This window comes from Novosphingobium panipatense, assembly GCF_900182875.1.
Taxonomy (GTDB): Bacteria; Pseudomonadota; Alphaproteobacteria; order Sphingomonadales; family Sphingomonadaceae; genus Novosphingobium; species Novosphingobium panipatense.
Genome location: NZ_FXUI01000001.1, coordinates 552,910 through 568,771, shown reverse-complemented (window position 1 = coordinate 568,771; position 15,862 = coordinate 552,910). Strand labels below are relative to the sequence as shown.

General features: G+C 63.8%; 14 protein-coding genes. 9 read left to right on the top strand and 5 right to left on the bottom strand.

The features are described 5' to 3' along the window. The first annotated feature begins 47 nt into the window (after window positions 1-47). Window positions 48-902 carry an SMP-30/gluconolactonase/LRE family protein gene (locus tag QOL62_RS02685; RefSeq protein WP_103727833.1) on the top strand — a complete coding sequence of 285 codons (855 nt, stop codon included), beginning with the start codon at window positions 48-50 and terminating at the stop codon, window positions 900-902. A gap of 29 nt (window positions 903-931) precedes the next feature. On the opposite strand, the gene QOL62_RS02680 is transcribed toward QOL62_RS02685, so the two are convergent. Genes QOL62_RS02680 through QOL62_RS02670 form a run of 3 tightly spaced genes read right to left on the bottom strand, consistent with a single transcriptional unit; the run spans window position 932 to window position 2,902 of the window. Beyond that, window positions 932-1,486, bottom strand: a complete 555-nt coding sequence (locus QOL62_RS02680) for a nuclear transport factor 2 family protein (protein ID WP_283405075.1) — start codon at window positions 1,484-1,486, stop codon at window positions 932-934. After that, window positions 1,476-2,372, bottom strand: a complete 897-nt coding sequence (locus QOL62_RS02675; protein WP_283405074.1) for an SDR family NAD(P)-dependent oxidoreductase — start codon at window positions 2,370-2,372, stop codon at window positions 1,476-1,478. The genes QOL62_RS02680 and QOL62_RS02675 overlap by 11 nt, the downstream gene beginning before the upstream one ends. Further along, window positions 2,369-2,902 carry a nuclear transport factor 2 family protein gene (locus QOL62_RS02670; protein ID WP_283405073.1) on the bottom strand — a complete coding sequence of 178 codons (534 nt, stop codon included), beginning with the start codon at window positions 2,900-2,902 and terminating at the stop codon, window positions 2,369-2,371. Before QOL62_RS02670 ends, QOL62_RS02675 begins: the two co-directional genes overlap by 4 nt. 228 nt (window positions 2,903-3,130) lie before the next feature. On the opposite strand from QOL62_RS02670, the gene QOL62_RS02665 reads away from it, so the two are divergent. The 6 genes from QOL62_RS02665 to QOL62_RS02640 are packed head-to-tail and all read left to right on the top strand — an operon-like array spanning window position 3,131 to window position 10,946. After that, the gene (locus QOL62_RS02665; protein ID WP_283405072.1) at window positions 3,131-5,392 is read left to right on the top strand and encodes an acyl-CoA dehydrogenase; all 2,262 of its coding nucleotides are present in this window, start codon (window positions 3,131-3,133) and stop codon (window positions 5,390-5,392) included. A 47-nt stretch (window positions 5,393-5,439) separates the two neighbouring features. Then, window positions 5,440-6,429: a cytochrome c oxidase subunit II gene (gene coxB / locus QOL62_RS02660; RefSeq protein ID WP_103727837.1), complete on the top strand. Its 990-nt coding sequence runs from the start codon at window positions 5,440-5,442 to the stop codon at window positions 6,427-6,429. Next, window positions 6,426-8,948 (top strand): cytochrome c oxidase subunit I, encoded by a 2,523-nt coding sequence (ctaD, locus tag QOL62_RS02655; protein ID WP_283405071.1) that lies wholly within the window; start codon window positions 6,426-6,428, stop codon window positions 8,946-8,948. The genes coxB and ctaD overlap by 4 nt, the downstream gene beginning before the upstream one ends. Continuing rightward, window positions 8,945-9,325 carry a hypothetical protein gene (locus tag QOL62_RS02650; RefSeq protein WP_283405070.1) on the top strand — a complete coding sequence of 127 codons (381 nt, stop codon included), beginning with the start codon at window positions 8,945-8,947 and terminating at the stop codon, window positions 9,323-9,325. The genes ctaD and QOL62_RS02650 overlap by 4 nt, the downstream gene beginning before the upstream one ends. Continuing rightward, on the top strand, window positions 9,322-9,912 hold the full coding sequence (locus QOL62_RS02645) for a cytochrome c oxidase assembly protein (protein ID WP_283405069.1): 591 nt from the start codon (window positions 9,322-9,324) through the stop codon (window positions 9,910-9,912). The genes QOL62_RS02650 and QOL62_RS02645 overlap by 4 nt, the downstream gene beginning before the upstream one ends. After that, on the top strand, window positions 9,909-10,946 hold the full coding sequence (locus tag QOL62_RS02640) for a c-type cytochrome (RefSeq protein ID WP_283405068.1): 1,038 nt from the start codon (window positions 9,909-9,911) through the stop codon (window positions 10,944-10,946). The genes QOL62_RS02645 and QOL62_RS02640 overlap by 4 nt, the downstream gene beginning before the upstream one ends. Before the next feature lie 36 nt (window positions 10,947-10,982). Here QOL62_RS02640 and QOL62_RS02635 read toward each other — a convergent pair whose 3' ends face one another. Then, on the bottom strand, window positions 10,983-12,575 hold the full coding sequence (locus QOL62_RS02635; RefSeq protein ID WP_283405067.1) for a phospholipase D family protein: 1,593 nt from the start codon (window positions 12,573-12,575) through the stop codon (window positions 10,983-10,985). Window positions 12,576-12,669: 94 nt separating this feature from the next. Continuing rightward, complete coding sequence (locus QOL62_RS02630) at window positions 12,670-12,903, bottom strand: DUF6894 family protein (RefSeq protein WP_283405066.1); 234 nt, start codon at window positions 12,901-12,903, stop codon at window positions 12,670-12,672. Between the two features lie 749 nt (window positions 12,904-13,652). Here QOL62_RS02630 and QOL62_RS02625 point away from each other — a divergent pair. Both QOL62_RS02625 and QOL62_RS02620 read left to right on the top strand, forming a co-directional pair. Next, the gene (locus tag QOL62_RS02625; protein WP_283405065.1) at window positions 13,653-14,003 is read left to right on the top strand and encodes a hypothetical protein; all 351 of its coding nucleotides are present in this window, start codon (window positions 13,653-13,655) and stop codon (window positions 14,001-14,003) included. Between the two features lie 182 nt (window positions 14,004-14,185). Continuing rightward, window positions 14,186-15,811 carry an RNA-directed DNA polymerase gene (locus tag QOL62_RS02620; protein ID WP_283405064.1) on the top strand — a complete coding sequence of 542 codons (1,626 nt, stop codon included), beginning with the start codon at window positions 14,186-14,188 and terminating at the stop codon, window positions 15,809-15,811. The last annotated feature ends 51 nt before the right edge of the window (window positions 15,812-15,862 follow it).

The following is a 15,862-nucleotide window of genomic DNA, read 5'->3' as shown; positions in this document are numbered from 1 at the left end:
GGCCGACGGGGGGGCTTTCACAAGACGACACGGGACGGGACGAGACAATGACCCTTTGGCGCAAGATCGAGCGCGACGTGCGCGACACGCTGGGCGAAGGCGCAATGTGGAGCGTGCGCGACGGCGCCTTCTACTGGGTCGACATTCTCGCTCCCGCTCTCAATCGGCTGATCCTGGCAGACGGATCGATCCAGCGCTGGGACATGCCCGCACCGCTCGGCTGGGTAGCGGCCCGGGCGTCCGGCGGGCTCATCGGTGGCTTCCGCGATGGCGTCGCGGCCATCGCCCTCGACCCGTTCCATGTGGACGAGCGCACCGATCCCGAGCCGCATCTCCCGGGCAACCGCATGAACGACGGCAAGGCCGATCGGCACGGCGCTATCTGGTGCGGCACCATGGACATGGCCGAGGAAGAGGCGAACGGGTCACTGTACCGGCTGTCTCCCACCGGCGAATGGCAGGTGATCGACAGCGGCTACATGGTGCCTAACGGGCCCGCTTTCTCCCCTTGCGGTGGCTGGCTCTATCACGCCGACACCGGCCGGCGTGTGATCTACCGCTTTACGCTCGACGAGAACGGCGCGCAGGAGAGACGGGAGTTCATCCGCTTCGCCGAGGAGGATGGCTACCCGGATGGCATGACCACCGACGCCGAAGGCTTCCTCTGGGTCGCCCACTGGGATGGCGGCCGGATTACCCGCTTCGCTCCCGACGGCACGCGCGACCGGTCGATCGAACTGCCCGCCCGCCGCATCACCAACATTGCTTTCGCGGGTGAGAACCTGGACCGCATGTTCGTGACATCCGCCGCGACGGGCCTGCCGCCATCGGACTACGATGGCGCGCTGTTCGAAGTCGAGGCCGGCGTGACTGGCAACCCGGCCGGAACGTATCACGGCTGAGGCGCGCGCGTCAGTCAAACGTTCCGGCGTCAGTTTGCAGCCGGAACGGCGGCCTCCCGGCGGTTCACCAGCGGCCTCTGGTACGACGGGTCGTCTAGGCTGCGTGAGGAGACGCCGTTCAGGGCGATGTCGGCAACGTCGGCGAAAGGCACCGGCATCGGAGGGGGCAGGCAGCTCCATTCGATCACGTTCGTCCGCAGCGCGATTTTCCACATGTCCCCGCGGCGTTCCAGCCGATCGATATAGCGACCTCCCGCCATCCAGAGGCTCTCGTCGCGGTTGCGGCCGATGAACTGGTAGTACGTTTCCGCATGCGCGGTGTCGCCCTCGACATCGATGTTCGACTGCAACAGCGCGTGGTGCGTCAGTATCTGGCCCGCCTCGTGCATCGGGACAGCCCAGTCCCAGCACGCGGCAGGGCTGCCCACGAAGGGGCCGGCGGCCATGACTCCGTCCTCCCAAAAGGCCGAGAGATAGGTTGCGCGATCAAACCGATCCATCCCGCGCGAGAAAGCTTCAAGGCACTCGCGGATCTCCTGCTTGTCTAGCATCGCCTCGAGGCGAGCGGCGCGATCACTTGCCACGGTAGTCCACCTCGCAGATCGGCTTCCAGATGGGCGAGCCTCGCCGTTCGCGGGCCGAGGCGATGATGCTGCCGTCAAGGTCGGTGATGCCGTATTCCTGAGCAAGCTCCGCCGTGATGAATTGCCCGCCCGACCGCTTCATCACGGCAGGATCGGCGGCAAGCGCCGCGATGACGCGCCCGGGATGCTCCACGCTGCTGCCCTGCATGGAGGTGATCGTGGTGGTCATCTTGTCACCCATACGGGCGAGATTGTCGCGAGCCTTCTCAGTAAGAGTCAGCCCTTGCCAGAGCGTGAGCGAGGCCACCCCGTGCGGCTCCAGTTCGATGGCCATGTCACGGGCCATGCGGTCCGCGGCCGACTTCGAAGTACCAAACACCACCCCATAGGTATACGTCACCGCCGCATAGCCCGAGATCGCGACCATGAGGCCCGACTTCTGCGGGACCATGATTTGCGCGGCATGCCAGGCCGCAATGTAGTTCGACCTGACCCCCACGTCCCACATCTCGAGGTTGGACAGCGGCTTTTCCCAGAAACCCTTCGGCTCCAGCAGGTCTTCCGAAATGGTGAAGGCGTTGTTGACGAGAACGTCGAGGCGACCCTGTTCCGAGGCGATGCGCCCGAACAAGGCGGCAACGGCTTCGTCATCATTGTGGTCGCACGCCACCGCGATACCCCGCCCTCCGGCCTCGCGACCCCGTTCGTCGCACTCCGCAGCGGTGCCGCCGACCGTGCCGGGAAGATAGTAGTCGCCTTCCTTCACCGTGCGCCCGGTGATGTACACCGTGGCCCCCTGCTCAGCCAGGGCCAGGGCGATGCCCTTCCCGATACCTCGGCTGGCGCCGGTGACGAGTGCCACCTTCCCTACAAGCGGTGCACTCATTTCAACTCTCCCGAAAACCAGCCTTCGCTGAAGTCGTTCTTTGCTCGTCCCGAGAAATGGTCGGCGGTGAAAGGGTAGCCCATCACGCCCTTCGACCAGTCCGCGGCCGCTCCCCAGTCCTGCTCCCAGTCGTAGAGCATGATCCTGCCAACGATGCGCCATTCGCCGTTCCGCTTCTCGAAGGTGTCGAGATAGCGGCCGCCGATGCAGGTATCCCTGTCCCCCGCGCCCATGTCGACGCGGTGGTAGGAGAAGACATGCGTTTCGGCGCGCGCGCGATCGCGGCTTGCCAGTTCGATGTAAGTCTGCCCCAGCAGATGCTGTGTGTTCTTGATCGCGTCCGCGCCGGGAACGACCCATGCGAGATAGGCGTCGAAGTCTCCGCCGTGAACGCCGTAGTCGAACCGTGCGTCCGGCCACCAGCAGGCGCGTATGAGAGCGGCGCTGCGCCTGTCCTCCCCCCGCGCGAGCCGCGCGACGCAGTTTCGTATCGCCTCGCGATCGATCATCGCCTGCAGATCGTGATCCACCGGTGCTCTCCTCCATGGCCTGCCGTCGGGAGAGGTTAAGCCAGTTGAAGGGCGGAGGCGTCCACACCCTTGCGACGTCCCAAGGCCACTCATCGCCCGCGCGTGGTGTGGCCTGCGCGCTTCCGCGCCGGTCGCCGCCAAGGCTCATCTCCGCCCGATACGCCCGGTTGGACGGAGCCTCTCCGGCACTGGGGCGTTGCCGTTTCGGAAACTAGGAGCCTGAACACGATGTCGCTCGCCGCCACCGCCCGTAGCCAGATACTCACCCGCCCGGTCCTGTCGATGGTACGTTCGGCCTTGCCAGCCCTGTCGGCCACTGAGAACGAGGCGATCGATGCGGGCGATACATGGTGGGAGGCCGCGTTGTTCACCGGCGACCCCGATTGGGACGCCCTGCTGGCGGTTCCTCCCGCCAGGCTGACTGCGGAAGAGCAGGCCTTCCTTTCGGGCCCGGTGGAAACGCTTTGCGCCATGATCGACGATTGGCGCATGACCTGGGAAACCCGCGACCTGTCGCCCGAAGTCTGGGATTACCTCAAGCGGGAGAGGTTCTTCGGGATCATCATTCCCCGGAAGTACGGCGGCCTTGGCTTCTCCAACTTCGCGCACAGCGAGATTGTCCGAAAGATCGCCACGCGGTCTGTCTCGGCAGCGGTGACCGCCATGGTGCCCAATTCTCTTGGCCCCGGCGAACTGATCCTGCGCTTCGGGACGCCGGCACAGCAAGAACACTGGCTGCCGCGGCTGGCGGACGGGCGGGAGATTCCCGCCTTCGGCCTCACCAGCCCGGAAGCCGGTTCCGACGCCGCGGCGATGGTGGACGAAGGGGTGATCTGCAAGGGACAGTGGCAGGGTCAGGAGGTGCTCGGCATCCGCCTGAACTGGCGCAAGCGCTACATCACCCTTGGCCCCGTCGCGACCATTCTCGGCCTTGCCTTCAAGCTGCGCGATCCGGAACGGCTTCTGGGCGAGCGGGAGGACATCGGCATCACGGTTGCCCTCGTGCCGGCCGACCTGCCGGGCGTGACGATCGGCCGCCGCCACGTGCCGTCGATGCACGCATTCCAGAACGGGCCGAACGAAGGCCATGACGTCTTCATACCTCTCGACAACGTGATCGGTGGCCCGGACCGCGTGGGACAGGGCTGGAAGATGCTGATGAGCGCGCTTGCCGCAGGCCGGGGCATATCCCTGCCCTCGCTTTCCGCAGCCGCAGGTGCCTTCGCCGCGCACACGACGGGCGCCTACGCGCGCGTTCGTTCTCAGTTCAACCTGCCGATCGGACGCTTCGAAGGCATTCAGGAACGGCTCGCGCGGATTGCCGGCAACGCCTACCTTCTCGACGGTGCGCGGCGACTGACCTGTGCCGGGTTGGACCAGGGCCATCACCCCGCCGTCATTTCCTCCATTCTCAAGCTGCACGCCACCGAACGGATGCGGATCGTCGTCAACGATGCGATGGACGTGCATGGCGGCAAGGGCGTCATCGAAGGTCCGCGCAACTATCTGGCCAACCATTACCGGGCCATCCCGGTCGGCATCACCGTCGAAGGTGCGAACATCCTTACCCGCAGCCTGATGGTCTTCGGGCAAGGTGCGATCCGATCCCATCCCTACCTGCTGCGAGAGATCCGCGCCGTCGGTGAGGACGACACCAAGGTTGCCCTCGCGGAATTCGACCACGTGCTCTGGAAGCATGTGGGCCACGCGCTGAAGACAGCGATCCGGGCCTTCGCCCGCAGCTGGACCGGCGGCCTGTTCGCGCCCGCACCGAACGCCGGAAAGGCGCGCCGCCACTACCGCCAGATGAGCCGTTATGCGGCCGCTTTCGCCTTCTGCTCGGACATTGCCTTCCTCACGCTAGGCGGCGAGCTCAAGCGGCGCGAGCTTCTTTCGGCGCGGCTGGGCGATATCCTGTCCGAGCTCTACATGCTGTCGGGCGCCTTGAAGCGCTGGGAGGACGAAGGCCGGCAGGACGCCGACCTGCCGCTGCTCGACTGGTGCATGGAATCCGGCTTTGCCACGATCGAACAGCGCTTCGCCGAACTCGTCGCCAACTTCCCCGCACGTCCTGTCGGGTGGATGCTGCGCCTGTTCATCATGCCATACGGTCGGCGACGCACAGCCCCTTCCGACCGCACGATCCGCAAATGCGCGGATATCCTCCTGGAGCCGTGCCCTTCGCGCGATCGCCTTATCGAAAACGTCTACATTGGGGGCGAGGATGAGGCTGTGACGCGGCTGACGGACGCCTTTCGCAAGACCATCGATACGCAGCCCATCCACGACAGGATGAAGCGAGCCCGCGTCCGGGACCCTCAGGTCGCCCGCGAACGGGGGCTGATAACAGACGAGGAACTGAAGCGCTTGCGCGGAGCGGACGAGGCCGTGGCCGAAGTTATCGCCGTGGATGACTTTGCTCCGGAGGAACTGGTGCATCGCACCAGCACGACCTCATCGGCGCCAGGATCGGACAGCAACGGTTTGTAACGGAACTTCAGCCAGAACTCTTCCGCGTCTGATGCGTTTGCTCGGGCATGGCAGGGGCAAGCCGGTGGCGGCACATCTCGATTCTGGCGACAGCGGCACTCGCCGGTTGCAACGCGCGGCAGTCAACTCTGGCACCGTTCGGGGTCGAGGCGCGTTCGACGATGCACCTCACGTCGGTACTGGTCATCGGTGCGACAGTCATCGCCCTGCTGGTGCTTGCCGTCTACGTGATCGCCGTCCGCACGCCGGAGGGCAAGCTCGACCACGTCGGAGGCATGCGCCTCGTCCTGTGGCTCGGAGCGATCTTCCCGACAGTCGTGCTGACAGCTCTGCTCCTGTGGGCGCTTCCGGCCATGCGGCCGCTGCCTCACCAATCGGGCGACCTGCGCATCCAAGTGCAGGGCGAACAATTCTGGTGGCGACTGCGCTATGAGGATGGAAACGGACCCGGAGTAATCTCCGCCAACGAAGTGCGGGTGCCGGTAGGCAGAACGGTGGTCTTCGACGTCACCGCGACGGACGTGGTCCACAGCTTCTGGATACCAGGCCTTGGCGGCAAGATGGACATGATCCCGGGCCGCATCAACCGCCTCGTCGTCAAGGCGGACAAGCCCGGTATCTTCCGCGGCGTCTGCGCCGAATTCTGCGGCCTCAGCCACGCCCTCATGGCGTTCGACGTCATCGCGATGGAGCCGTCTGCCTTCGATGCGTGGCTTGCGTCGGCACGCGGCGTTCCGGCTCGAGCAGACGGTCGCGGCGCCGAGTTGTTCAGTGCGAACGGCTGCGGAGCATGTCACACCGTCAAGGGAACACCCCACACCGCGATGATCGGGCCCGATCTCACCCGTCTGGGCGAAAGGCGCAGCCTCGCCGCCGGCACCCTGCCGCCAACACTCGAAAGCACCGCCGCGTTCATTCGCAACGCCAGCCGCTTCAAACCGGGAGCACGAATGCCCGCCTACTCCGCCATGCCGATCGAGGACGCCACGGAAATCGCTCGCTGGCTCAGATCCGCGGACGGGGAGGCCGGCCGATGAGCCTTCACGATCAGGACGACCCAGCCCTGCGCGCCGCGCAGGAGAAACGCCTCCGCGCCGTATGGGAGCCGCCCAAGGGCCTGTTCCTGAGATGGACGGACACGAACAACAACCAGATCGGTGTCTGGTACGTCCTCACGGCCTTCGGCTTCATGCTGTTCGCAGGCGTACTGGCGCTCATCATGCGCACGCAGCTCGCGGTGCCGGAAAACGACCTCGTGACGCCGGGCACATTCAACCAGCTGTTCACGCTGCACGGCTCGGTGATGATGTTCCTTTTCGCGGTGCCGATGTTCGAGGCCGTGTCGATCATCCTGCTGCCGCAGCTGCTCGGCGCGCGCGACCTGCCCTTCCCGCGCCTCTCCGCCTTCGGGTACTGGTCGTTCCTGCTGGGCGGGCTCTTCGTTTCGGGATCGATCTTCTTCGACGCTGCGCCGGATGGTGGCTGGTTCATGTATCCGCCGCTGACCACCCGCACCGATCTTTCCGGCCTCGGAGCGGACATCTGGATGCTGGGCCTTTCCTTCATCGAAGTGTCGTCGGTTGCGGCCGCGGTGGAACTGATCGTCGGCGTGCTGAAGTGCCGCCCGCCCGGCATGCGCCTGAACCTCATGCCCCTCTACGCCTGGTACATCCTTGTCGTCGCGGTGATGATCCTGTTCGCCTTCCCGCCCCTGATCGCGGGCGACATCCTTTTCGAAATGGAGCGGCTGCTGGACTGGCCGTTCTTCGACGCATCGCGCGGAGGCGACCCGCTGCTGTGGCAGCACCTGTTCTGGATTTTCGGGCACCCGGAAGTCTATATCGTCTTCCTTCCGTCCATAGCGCTTTTCGCCATGCTCGTACCCACCTTCGCGCGGCGCCACCTGCTGGGCTATCCCTGGATCGTGCTGGCGGCGGTAGGAACGGCTTTCCTGTCCTTCGGCCTGTGGGTGCACCACATGTTCACCACGGGCCTGCCGAAGATCAGCCTCGCCTTCTTCTCCGCCGCATCCGAAGCCGTAGCCATTCCGACGGCCGTCCAGATCTTCGTCTTCATCATCACGCTCTGGGCAGGCCGGGTCGTATGGTCCACCCCACTGCTGTATGCGACGGGCAGCCTGGCGATCTTCGTGATAGGCGGTCTTACCGGCGTCATGGTCGCCGTCGCGCCGTTCGACTGGCAGGCCCACGACACCTACTTCGTCGTCGCGCATCTGCACTACGTGCTGATCGGCGGAACGCTCATGCCTCTGTTCGCGGGCCTGTATTACTACTGGCCGCTGGTGACGGGCAAGAAGCTGTCGGACAGGCTCGGCCGCACGGCCTTCTGGCTCCTTTTCGTCGGCGCCAACCTGTGCTTCTTCCCGATGCATCTGTCGGGCCTTGAGGGAATGCCGCGACGGGTGTTCACGTACCCGGAAGAGCTGGGCCTGGGCGGACTGAACCTTGCTTCCACCATCGGCTCCTTCATCATAGCCTCCGGCGTCGCCGTGATCGTGCTGGACCTCTGCCGGTCTCCCTGGCGCCCCAAGGCAGCGCGCAACCCATGGCAGGCGGGAACGCTGGAATGGCTGGCCAAGCCGGAGGACGAGAACTGGGGCGTACGTTCCATTCCCCTCATCGAGAGCCGCTATCCAATCTGGGATCAGGAGGATTTCGTCCGAAAGGTGGACGAAGGGCGCTTCTTCCTTCCGGATGCGGAGGAAGGACGGCGCGAGACCATCGTCACCTCCGTGCTGGACGCCCGCCCCGTCGCCGTGATCCGCCTCGGCAGTCCCAGCTGGCTGCCGATGCTTACGGCCCTCGCGCTCGGCGGCGTCTTTATCCTGACGACCTATCACTTCTACTGGCTGGCGCTGGTCTCCAGTTTCGCGACGCTGGGACTCGTGCTGACATGGCTGTGGGTCGGCACCGCCGAAACGCCGGAAAAGCCCTGCAAGCCGATTGGACACGGCCTTGAACTGCCCCTCTACATCTCCGGCAGCGCGGCACCGGGTTGGTGGGCGATGTTCATCACAATGATGGCGGACGCGACAGCGTTCTCGGGGCTTGTCTTCGGCTACTACTTCTTCTGGACGCGCCACGAGGATTTCCCGCCCGAGGGAATGGACTTCGCACCCGGTCTGTTCTGGCCGATGGCCGCGCTCGCGCTCGGCATGGCGACCTGGGTAGCGACAGTGGCGGCACGCGAAGTCCATGCCCGGGGCGGCGTGAACATCGCCCGCGCCCTTGTGGCAGGGGCGATAGTCCTGGCGCTGGCAGGGATTTTCGCGGGGCTGGCCGGCCCCTGGCTGTCAGGGATGGACCCTGCGGCTCACAGCTACCCCGCCATCGTCTGGGTCCTCGCCCTCTGGACTTCGATCCACTCCGGCATCGCCGCCATCATGCTGGCCTATGTGCTGGCCCGCAGCCTCGCCGGCCGGATGACGCCGCGCCACGATGCGGAGATCCGCAACGTCACCGTATACGCCCACTTCTTCGCATTGACCGCCGTCGTCACCTACCTGACCATCGGCCTGTTCCCGGAGGTGGCATGAGCCGCGATCCCCTCAAGTGGCACGAGCGGCTTCGCGTCAGCTTGTGGACGCTTATCGTTCCGCCGGCGGTGTGGGCCGGCCACTTCCTGTTCTCCTATCTCTGGGCGTCGATATCGTGTGCGAAGGTGGGCTCCTTCGCCCGTTTCCCAACCCTGTTCGTGGCAGGCACCGTTGTGGCGCTTGCCATCATCCTCGTATCCGGCTGGATCGCCTGGAAGCAGCAGCGGATGACCGGCGATCCGCCCCCGCACGAGAGCGGCACGCAGATCGACCGCCTGCGCTTCATCGCCAAGTCGACATTGCTTCTGGCAGGCTTGAGCTTCGTTGCGGTGCTGTTCAGCGCCCTGCCCGTCGCCTTCCTGAGTGACTGCCGGTGAAGCGCGCGGCACTGCTTGCAGGATTGGTTCTGCTGCCGATCGGTTGGGGCCTCTCCGGCATCGGCATGACAGGGCACATGGCGGGCCACATGATCGCCGTCGCGGTCAGCGCGCCGCTTCTTGCCTACGGACTTTCGGGCAGCTCCATGGATCCTGCCCATCGCTGGCCCCTCCTGGCCAGCCCGATGACGGCGATGCTGCTTGAACTCGTGATCGTGTGGACCTGGCATCTCCCCGCCTTGCGTGCGGCGGCACATGGATCGATCCTCGTGACCGGGTTTGAACACGCCTGCTTCCTTGCGGCCGGGCTCTTCCTGTGGACTGCCGCAATCCACGCTCCGAATCGGGCGAGCGGCATCGGCGCGTTGTTGCTGACGTCCATGCACATGACGCTTCTGGGCGTACTGATTGGGCTGGCACCAAGGCCCTTGTACGGGGGGATGCACCATGCGCCCGGACTGGATTACCTCTCCGACCAGCAACTCGGCGGTGTCGTCATGCTGATCGTCGGCGGCGTCAGCTATCTGGCAGGCGGACTGGTGCTTCTTGGCGCCCTCCTGAAAGAAGATCGGAGCGAAGCCGCATGATGGTGAAGATCACCTGGCGGCGCGTCGTATTCGCGCTTTGCGCCGTCGCAGCCCTTGGTATGGCCGTCGCATGGCTCGGACTCGTGCCGATCGCCGCATCCTCCGGTCACTGGAGGATCACTACCTGGTTCCTGCACTGGACCATGCAGAACTCCGCACGCACCTACAGCGCGATTAACACGCCCGAGAAGGTGCGCGATGACGACGGGCTCATCAGTGCGGCAGGACACTTCCGTCAAGCCTGCCAGGTATGCCACGGGGCGCCGGGCGTGCCTCCCTCGCCGGTGATGCACGCAGCCACACCTCACGCCCCGGATCTGGCAGGGACAGCGGCTGAGTACACCGACCGCGAACTGTTCTGGATCGTCCGGCACGGCATCAAATACACAGGCATGCCCGCATGGCCGGAGACCGGACGCGACGACGAGGTGCGCCGGATGGTGAGCTTCGTCCGGCAGCTGCCTACGATGAGCCCGCAGCAGTACCGCGCCCTGACACAGGCGACGGAACCCGGTCCTTTCGCCCGTTGCACCGGGTGTCACGGCGCCGATGGCCTCGGCCGCGGACAGCAGGACGTGCCGGTGATCGCGGGGCAGAAGCGCGACTACCTTCTTCATGCCCTGCGCCTGCACGCGGCGCGCAAGAGCTTCAGCGCGATCATGCAGACCGCCGTTTCCGGCATGTCGGACCCGCAGTTGCAAGCCGCAGCCGATCATTTCGCCGCGATGCCGGGGCTTAAGGATGCCCCGCCGGTCGCTCCGCACCCGATCGTGCAGAACGGCCTGCCCGGCGACCAACTTCCCGCCTGTCGCAACTGCCACACACCGGGCCGGCCGGGACCGCTCCTCGAGGGGCAGCGCGCGGGCTACCTTGCCGAGCGGCTGCGCGCCTGGCGGGGAGATGAGACCGTCGTCGACGTGCGCAAACCTCAGGATCCCATGGCCGTGATTGCCCGTCGGATTCCCGAAGACGAGATCGACGCCATAGCGACATCGCTGGCGCAGGGCGGATCCGCGCTGGTCAAGGCGCCCTGACCGGGAGTCCCCCAGCTTAGCGGGGCTATCGGCGGATCAAAGCAGCCAGCCGATCGGCAGGCGGGACGCAAGGCCGATCATCAGGCGATCGAACAAACTCATGCCCGGCTCCCGGGCCAGCGGCGCCTCCGAGCCAGGCGGACCCGCCAGCCAGCGCAGTTCCTCACCCTCGAGCACGACCTCGTAGGCTGCTGCGGGAATGATCGTCTCGAACGCCTCTGCGACCTGTCGCGCCAGACGAGGGCTGAAGATCACGAAGCCCAGTTCCGTATTCAGACGGAGCGAGCGCGGGTCGAAGTTGAAGGAGCCGACGAACAGCCGCTCCCTATCGGCGGTGATCGTCTTGGCGTGAATGGTCGAGGCGCCCGAGCGCAGGGCGGCGAAGGACCCGCTCCCCGTTGCCCGCAGCCGGCTGCCGATGCCGAGCTTCGCGCCTTCCCGCCGCTGCTTCTTCGAAGGCACATCACGCACCTGTGCTGCGGTTTCGTAAAGTCGCACCCCCGCCTTCAGCAGCCGCTTGCGCCAGGGCACATAGCCCGCGTGGACGAGAGCGACGTCCGTGGCGGAATAGCCGTTAGTCAGGACGGCCACGCGCACGCCGGAACGCGCATAATTTCCCAGTTGGCGGCAACCCTCCTCGCCCGGCACAAAGTAGCCGGACACCACCGTCATTTCCCGCTTCGGCTTGCCGATAGCACCGTCCAACTTGCCGGCGAGGAGGTTCTCGTATTCCATGTCGCGCACGATCTTGGCGGGATCGTCGCTGATCATGCGTACCTGCGCCCATTCGAAACTCATGCGGCCTTCCATGAGCTGGCGCAGCAGCGGCAGGTTCTGGAGGCGCCGGACATAGCGCTGGGCCGACGCGTCCCTTTGCACCACCGACGCGCGCGAGCGCAGTTTCGCTCTCTTCCGGCGACCGAGGAGCGGTAGTATCTGCCGGGCCGGATAAGCTGAATCGCACGTCCAGTAGCGTTCGAAATCGGCCTCAACCTCACGTGCGACGGGCCCGATCGCCAGGACATCAAGGTCAGAGAAGAGCGCACCGTCGCCTGCCCCGAAGTATTCGTCGCCAATGTTCCGGCCGCCGACGATGGTAAGCGCCCCGTCGACGGTGAAGCTCTTGTTGTGCATGCGACGATTGAGACGGCCGAAATCGAGCAGGAAGCCAATCGACTTCGGGTAGCGGATCCGGAACGGGTTGAAGAGACGCACCTCAATGTTCGCATGTGCGTTCAAGGCCGCCAGCACACCGTCCAGACCGGCGATACCGTTGTCATCCAGCAGGAGCCGGACCCGCACCCCTCGCTCGGCCGCCTCATGGACGGCTTCCAGCAAGAGGGTGCCCGTGCGGTCGCCGTGCCAAATGTAGTACTGCAGGTCGATCGTGCACTCCGCGGCCTGCACCAGCAGCAGCCGGGCTGCAAACGCGTCGACCGCATCGGCAAGAAGGTGGACACCCGAAAGACCGGGATGAAGCGCCGCACGGTCCGCCACGACCCGCGACAGAGTCGTGTCACCACAAGCCGGTGGAGGCGTGGCTGGCCCCTCCTTCCGACGCGGCAGCCGATTTGCCCGCATGAGAGCATAAGCGGCGCCAATTACGCCCCCGCATCCGAGCAGCGTCATCCGCCATCGCCGCAGTCCTGGCATCCTCACTCCCGTAGACGTGTCACAGCGCCTGGACGGCTGCGAGCGAACGAATGAAGGAAGTGGTGATCGGTCACCCTGCCCCCTCAACCACGGTCAATTGGATCGTGAAGAGCGTGCGCCTCGATCCCTCGGTCACCTGGACGCGAAGATCATCGCATTCCGGGTCATGTCGGGCGAGTCCGGTTACCTCCCCCGCGAAGTAGCGCAGAGCGACGGCGCGCGCCTGAGAGGCATCCTCAAGTTCCAGGGCGCGGGTGTCGGCTCTGCCGTCGGCGCTCAAGCGCTTGAACTGGTAAACGGGCATCCTGACTCCATGCCACAGCCTTGCGATACTGCGCTACTATCAGGGCGGTAAGCCTTTCTCCACCACCAGCGGCTTCGCAGGTGGAAAAAGAAAATGTTTCTACGCCCCTTCCTCAGCAAGAGGCTGAGCAGCGCACGGCGAAAGCCCCGGAGCCCCACATCCGGCGCCCCCCCTGATGTCGGCGGCGACAGCGCCACGCCAGACCGCAGGAAAACCCGAAGAGAATGCCACATCACCCAGCGCCCAGGCACCAGTAAGCGGCCATCCCTATTCTGCGAATCATTTGAAAGGTGGTAGCGGAGGAGGGATTAGCCCATTCTACCTCAAAAACCGCAGAATACCGCCGTTTCTTACGATCCGACGGAGGCCACTATGACCACGTTTTTGTACCACCGCAAGGGGTAGCCGCGCCCCCTCTGGACGCCCTCACCGCCTTGTGGCATCTAACCTCAACCATCAACAGCTCCGGGTCGATCCTGTCGGGGAGATCACGCGCACTCATCGAGAGGAGCGCGAGCTGTGGCCGCCTTCATCAAAGACATACGATACCGTTCCCGTCAGCCGTGTCTGGGCCGCTGTTGGCGCCTGTGGATTGGGAGCTTCTGGCTGTCCGTGCTGCCCGTGACGATTGCTATAGGTGAGAACTGATGGCGACGGAGCCGTTCCTGCTTTGGCTGCCTCAGCGGTCGACCCGGTTTTTGTCCTCGTCATGGGGACGTCTGTGGCCTTGGCCAGAAGGCGAAGCGGGCATGATTGAACAGGCAGGCGGCCCTCTGCCCATCCGCTTTTTTACCATCATCGTGAAGGTATCAGCGGTGGACAGCCGGTTCCCTGGGGGCCGCGAAACCTTCGTCGGCACCTATCATCCCGCATCCTTCAACGGCGCCTTGTACTGCCTCCGGTCGATGGGGCCCGAGAGTGTCGACTGGCACCTGACGCGGCTGGAGGCGGCAGGCGTCAACCTTGGCGCCGACGCTGCGTTGGCGGACATGATGCACGGGCCGGATGTCGAGTGCCCAGGGATAATATTTGTCTGCGAGGGAGAATGGCCCAACGCTCGGTGGACTGTGGACGTCGATCCCGCCACATCGGTAATGTAGCCCACCCCAGGCCTCGACGGGCAGTTTGGTGGTGGGGATCGTCATAGCGTCATCGCTGTTTGCGAGACAGGACAGGGCACGACGGCTGAGGGCGTCGAACAAGCGTCCGGTTAACGATCAAAAGGCACTTGGGTGCCCACATCGCGGCTAGCGTCAGCGAAGTGAAACCGTACAGTGCACGTATGAAACTCTCCGCGACAACAAAGCGCATGATAGAAACACGGTTGAAGAAACTACTGCGTCGAGGGTACTTCCCTGCGGAGTTACCCCCGCCCTTCACCACTGACTCCTTCGCGGACAATGCGGCGGCGTTCGCAGCGAAGTGGGAAGGCGCCGCAATCAGAAAGTTTTGGACGGCACCCGAGGTTTATAGCATTCCTCGCTACGGGGATATTCGTCGTAAGCTCTCTCTAGTGAATCCCGTAAATCAGCTTCACGTCGCGCACCTGATCAGCACGAATTGGAGCGATATTAAAACCAAACTTGCTCGATCGACGGTGACTGAGTTCAAGCCAGAGTTCGCTGCTAATAGCACAGGCCGAGCTATTACGGGTGTAGATTTCGACGGAGTTGCCCGGCAACGTGCACGCTTGCTCGCGACCTATGGCCGGTATGTCAAAACAGACATCGCGAGGTTTTACCCTTCCATTTACACCCACTCTATCGCTTGGGCGATTGTCGGAAAGGCCCATGCGAAAGCGAACCACAGCACGAAGGCATTCAAGGACTCTTACGCTAACCACTTGGACAAAGCTGTGGGCGCGGGACAAGAAGGGCAGACCATCGGCATCCCGATAGGCCCGGACACCTCACGCATTATCTCAGAGTTGATCGTTGTAGAGGTCGAGGAAAATGTAAAGATCAACATTCCTAGTTTTGAGTCAAGATCGCTGCGTTACGTCGATGATATCCTTATTGGCTTGGAGGAGAATGAAACGGCTTCAGCGGTCCTTTCGGGCCTCTCACTTGCCCTCTACGATTACCAACTTGAGCTTAATGCCGAAAAGACAAGTACACTTGGGCTAGGATGCAACCACTCTCCCGAGTGGATTCACTATGTGAGAACATTTGAGCTAAGCCCCAAGGCAAGCCGCCAGCGAGACGATCTCGACTCGTTTTTTGAACAAGCAGTTTATCTTGCCGACCAGAACAAGCGTGATAACGCGCTCTTGTTTGCCGTTAAGCGAGCCGCAAGTTTTGCCGTGGATGCGACCAATACGGATCACCTCGTCAGGTGGATGCTGTATTGCGCTCGACGTTCAGCTACATGTTTGAGCTTCGTGGCTGAGCACTTGGCCGCCATCAACGCAACGAGCAAGCTGCCCCTCGCTGAAATACATACCTACATTCTTCAACAGATACCGATCAAAGCGGCGGCGGGCCACACTGACGAGTTAGCATGGTTGCTGTTTTGGGCACGCGAGATCAAGCTCATCGTACCCGCAAGCGTCATGGCAAATGTGATGAATCTGAGAAGCTCAACAGTTGGCCTTCTTACGCTGGACCTTTGGCACAGCAGCTTGATTAACGGCCCTCTAGATTTTTCGTTCTGGCAAGGCTTCGCCACCGAAAGCGGGCTCAAATCTGAGATGTGGCTAATAGCCTATGAGGCTACACGCAAAGGCTGGTGGCCAAAAACGCAGAATGACGACTTTATAACGAAACACTCATTCTTTGCTGATCTTTGGGCATCGAAGGTAGAGTTCTACGATTCAGGCAAGAAGGCCAGGGAACGGGTGACGCCGTCTGCACTGACGAAGAGCTTTGCCGAGGGCAGCGGCTTCGGCTTCCCGGAATACCCGATGTAGGACAAAGTGTAGGTCTGCGGAGGAGCTTGGCTGCCCCAACGCGCCTCTCCG

What these genes read in the sequence shown, in the direction of transcription:
- ctaD (WP_283405071.1), top strand. Translation starts at nt 6,426, where the DNA reads ATGAGCCTTCACGATCAGGACGACCCAGCCCTGCGCGCCGCGCAGGAG.
- QOL62_RS02685 (WP_103727833.1), top strand. Translation starts at nt 48, where the DNA reads ATGACCCTTTGGCGCAAGATCGAGCGCGACGTGCGCGACACGCTGGGC.
- QOL62_RS02650 (WP_283405070.1), top strand. Translation starts at nt 8,945, where the DNA reads ATGAGCCGCGATCCCCTCAAGTGGCACGAGCGGCTTCGCGTCAGCTTG.
- QOL62_RS02675 (WP_283405074.1), bottom strand. Translation starts at nt 2,372, where the DNA reads ATGAGTGCACCGCTTGTAGGGAAGGTGGCACTCGTCACCGGCGCCAGC.
- QOL62_RS02640 (WP_283405068.1), top strand. Translation starts at nt 9,909, where the DNA reads ATGATGGTGAAGATCACCTGGCGGCGCGTCGTATTCGCGCTTTGCGCC.
- QOL62_RS02630 (WP_283405066.1), bottom strand. Translation starts at nt 12,903, where the DNA reads ATGCCCGTTTACCAGTTCAAGCGCTTGAGCGCCGACGGCAGAGCCGAC.
- QOL62_RS02665 (WP_283405072.1), top strand. Translation starts at nt 3,131, where the DNA reads ATGTCGCTCGCCGCCACCGCCCGTAGCCAGATACTCACCCGCCCGGTC.
- QOL62_RS02620 (WP_283405064.1), top strand. Translation starts at nt 14,186, where the DNA reads ATGAAACTCTCCGCGACAACAAAGCGCATGATAGAAACACGGTTGAAG.
- coxB (WP_103727837.1), top strand. Translation starts at nt 5,440, where the DNA reads ATGGCAGGGGCAAGCCGGTGGCGGCACATCTCGATTCTGGCGACAGCG.
- QOL62_RS02635 (WP_283405067.1), bottom strand. Translation starts at nt 12,575, where the DNA reads ATGACGCTGCTCGGATGCGGGGGCGTAATTGGCGCCGCTTATGCTCTC.
- QOL62_RS02625 (WP_283405065.1), top strand. Translation starts at nt 13,653, where the DNA reads ATGATTGAACAGGCAGGCGGCCCTCTGCCCATCCGCTTTTTTACCATC.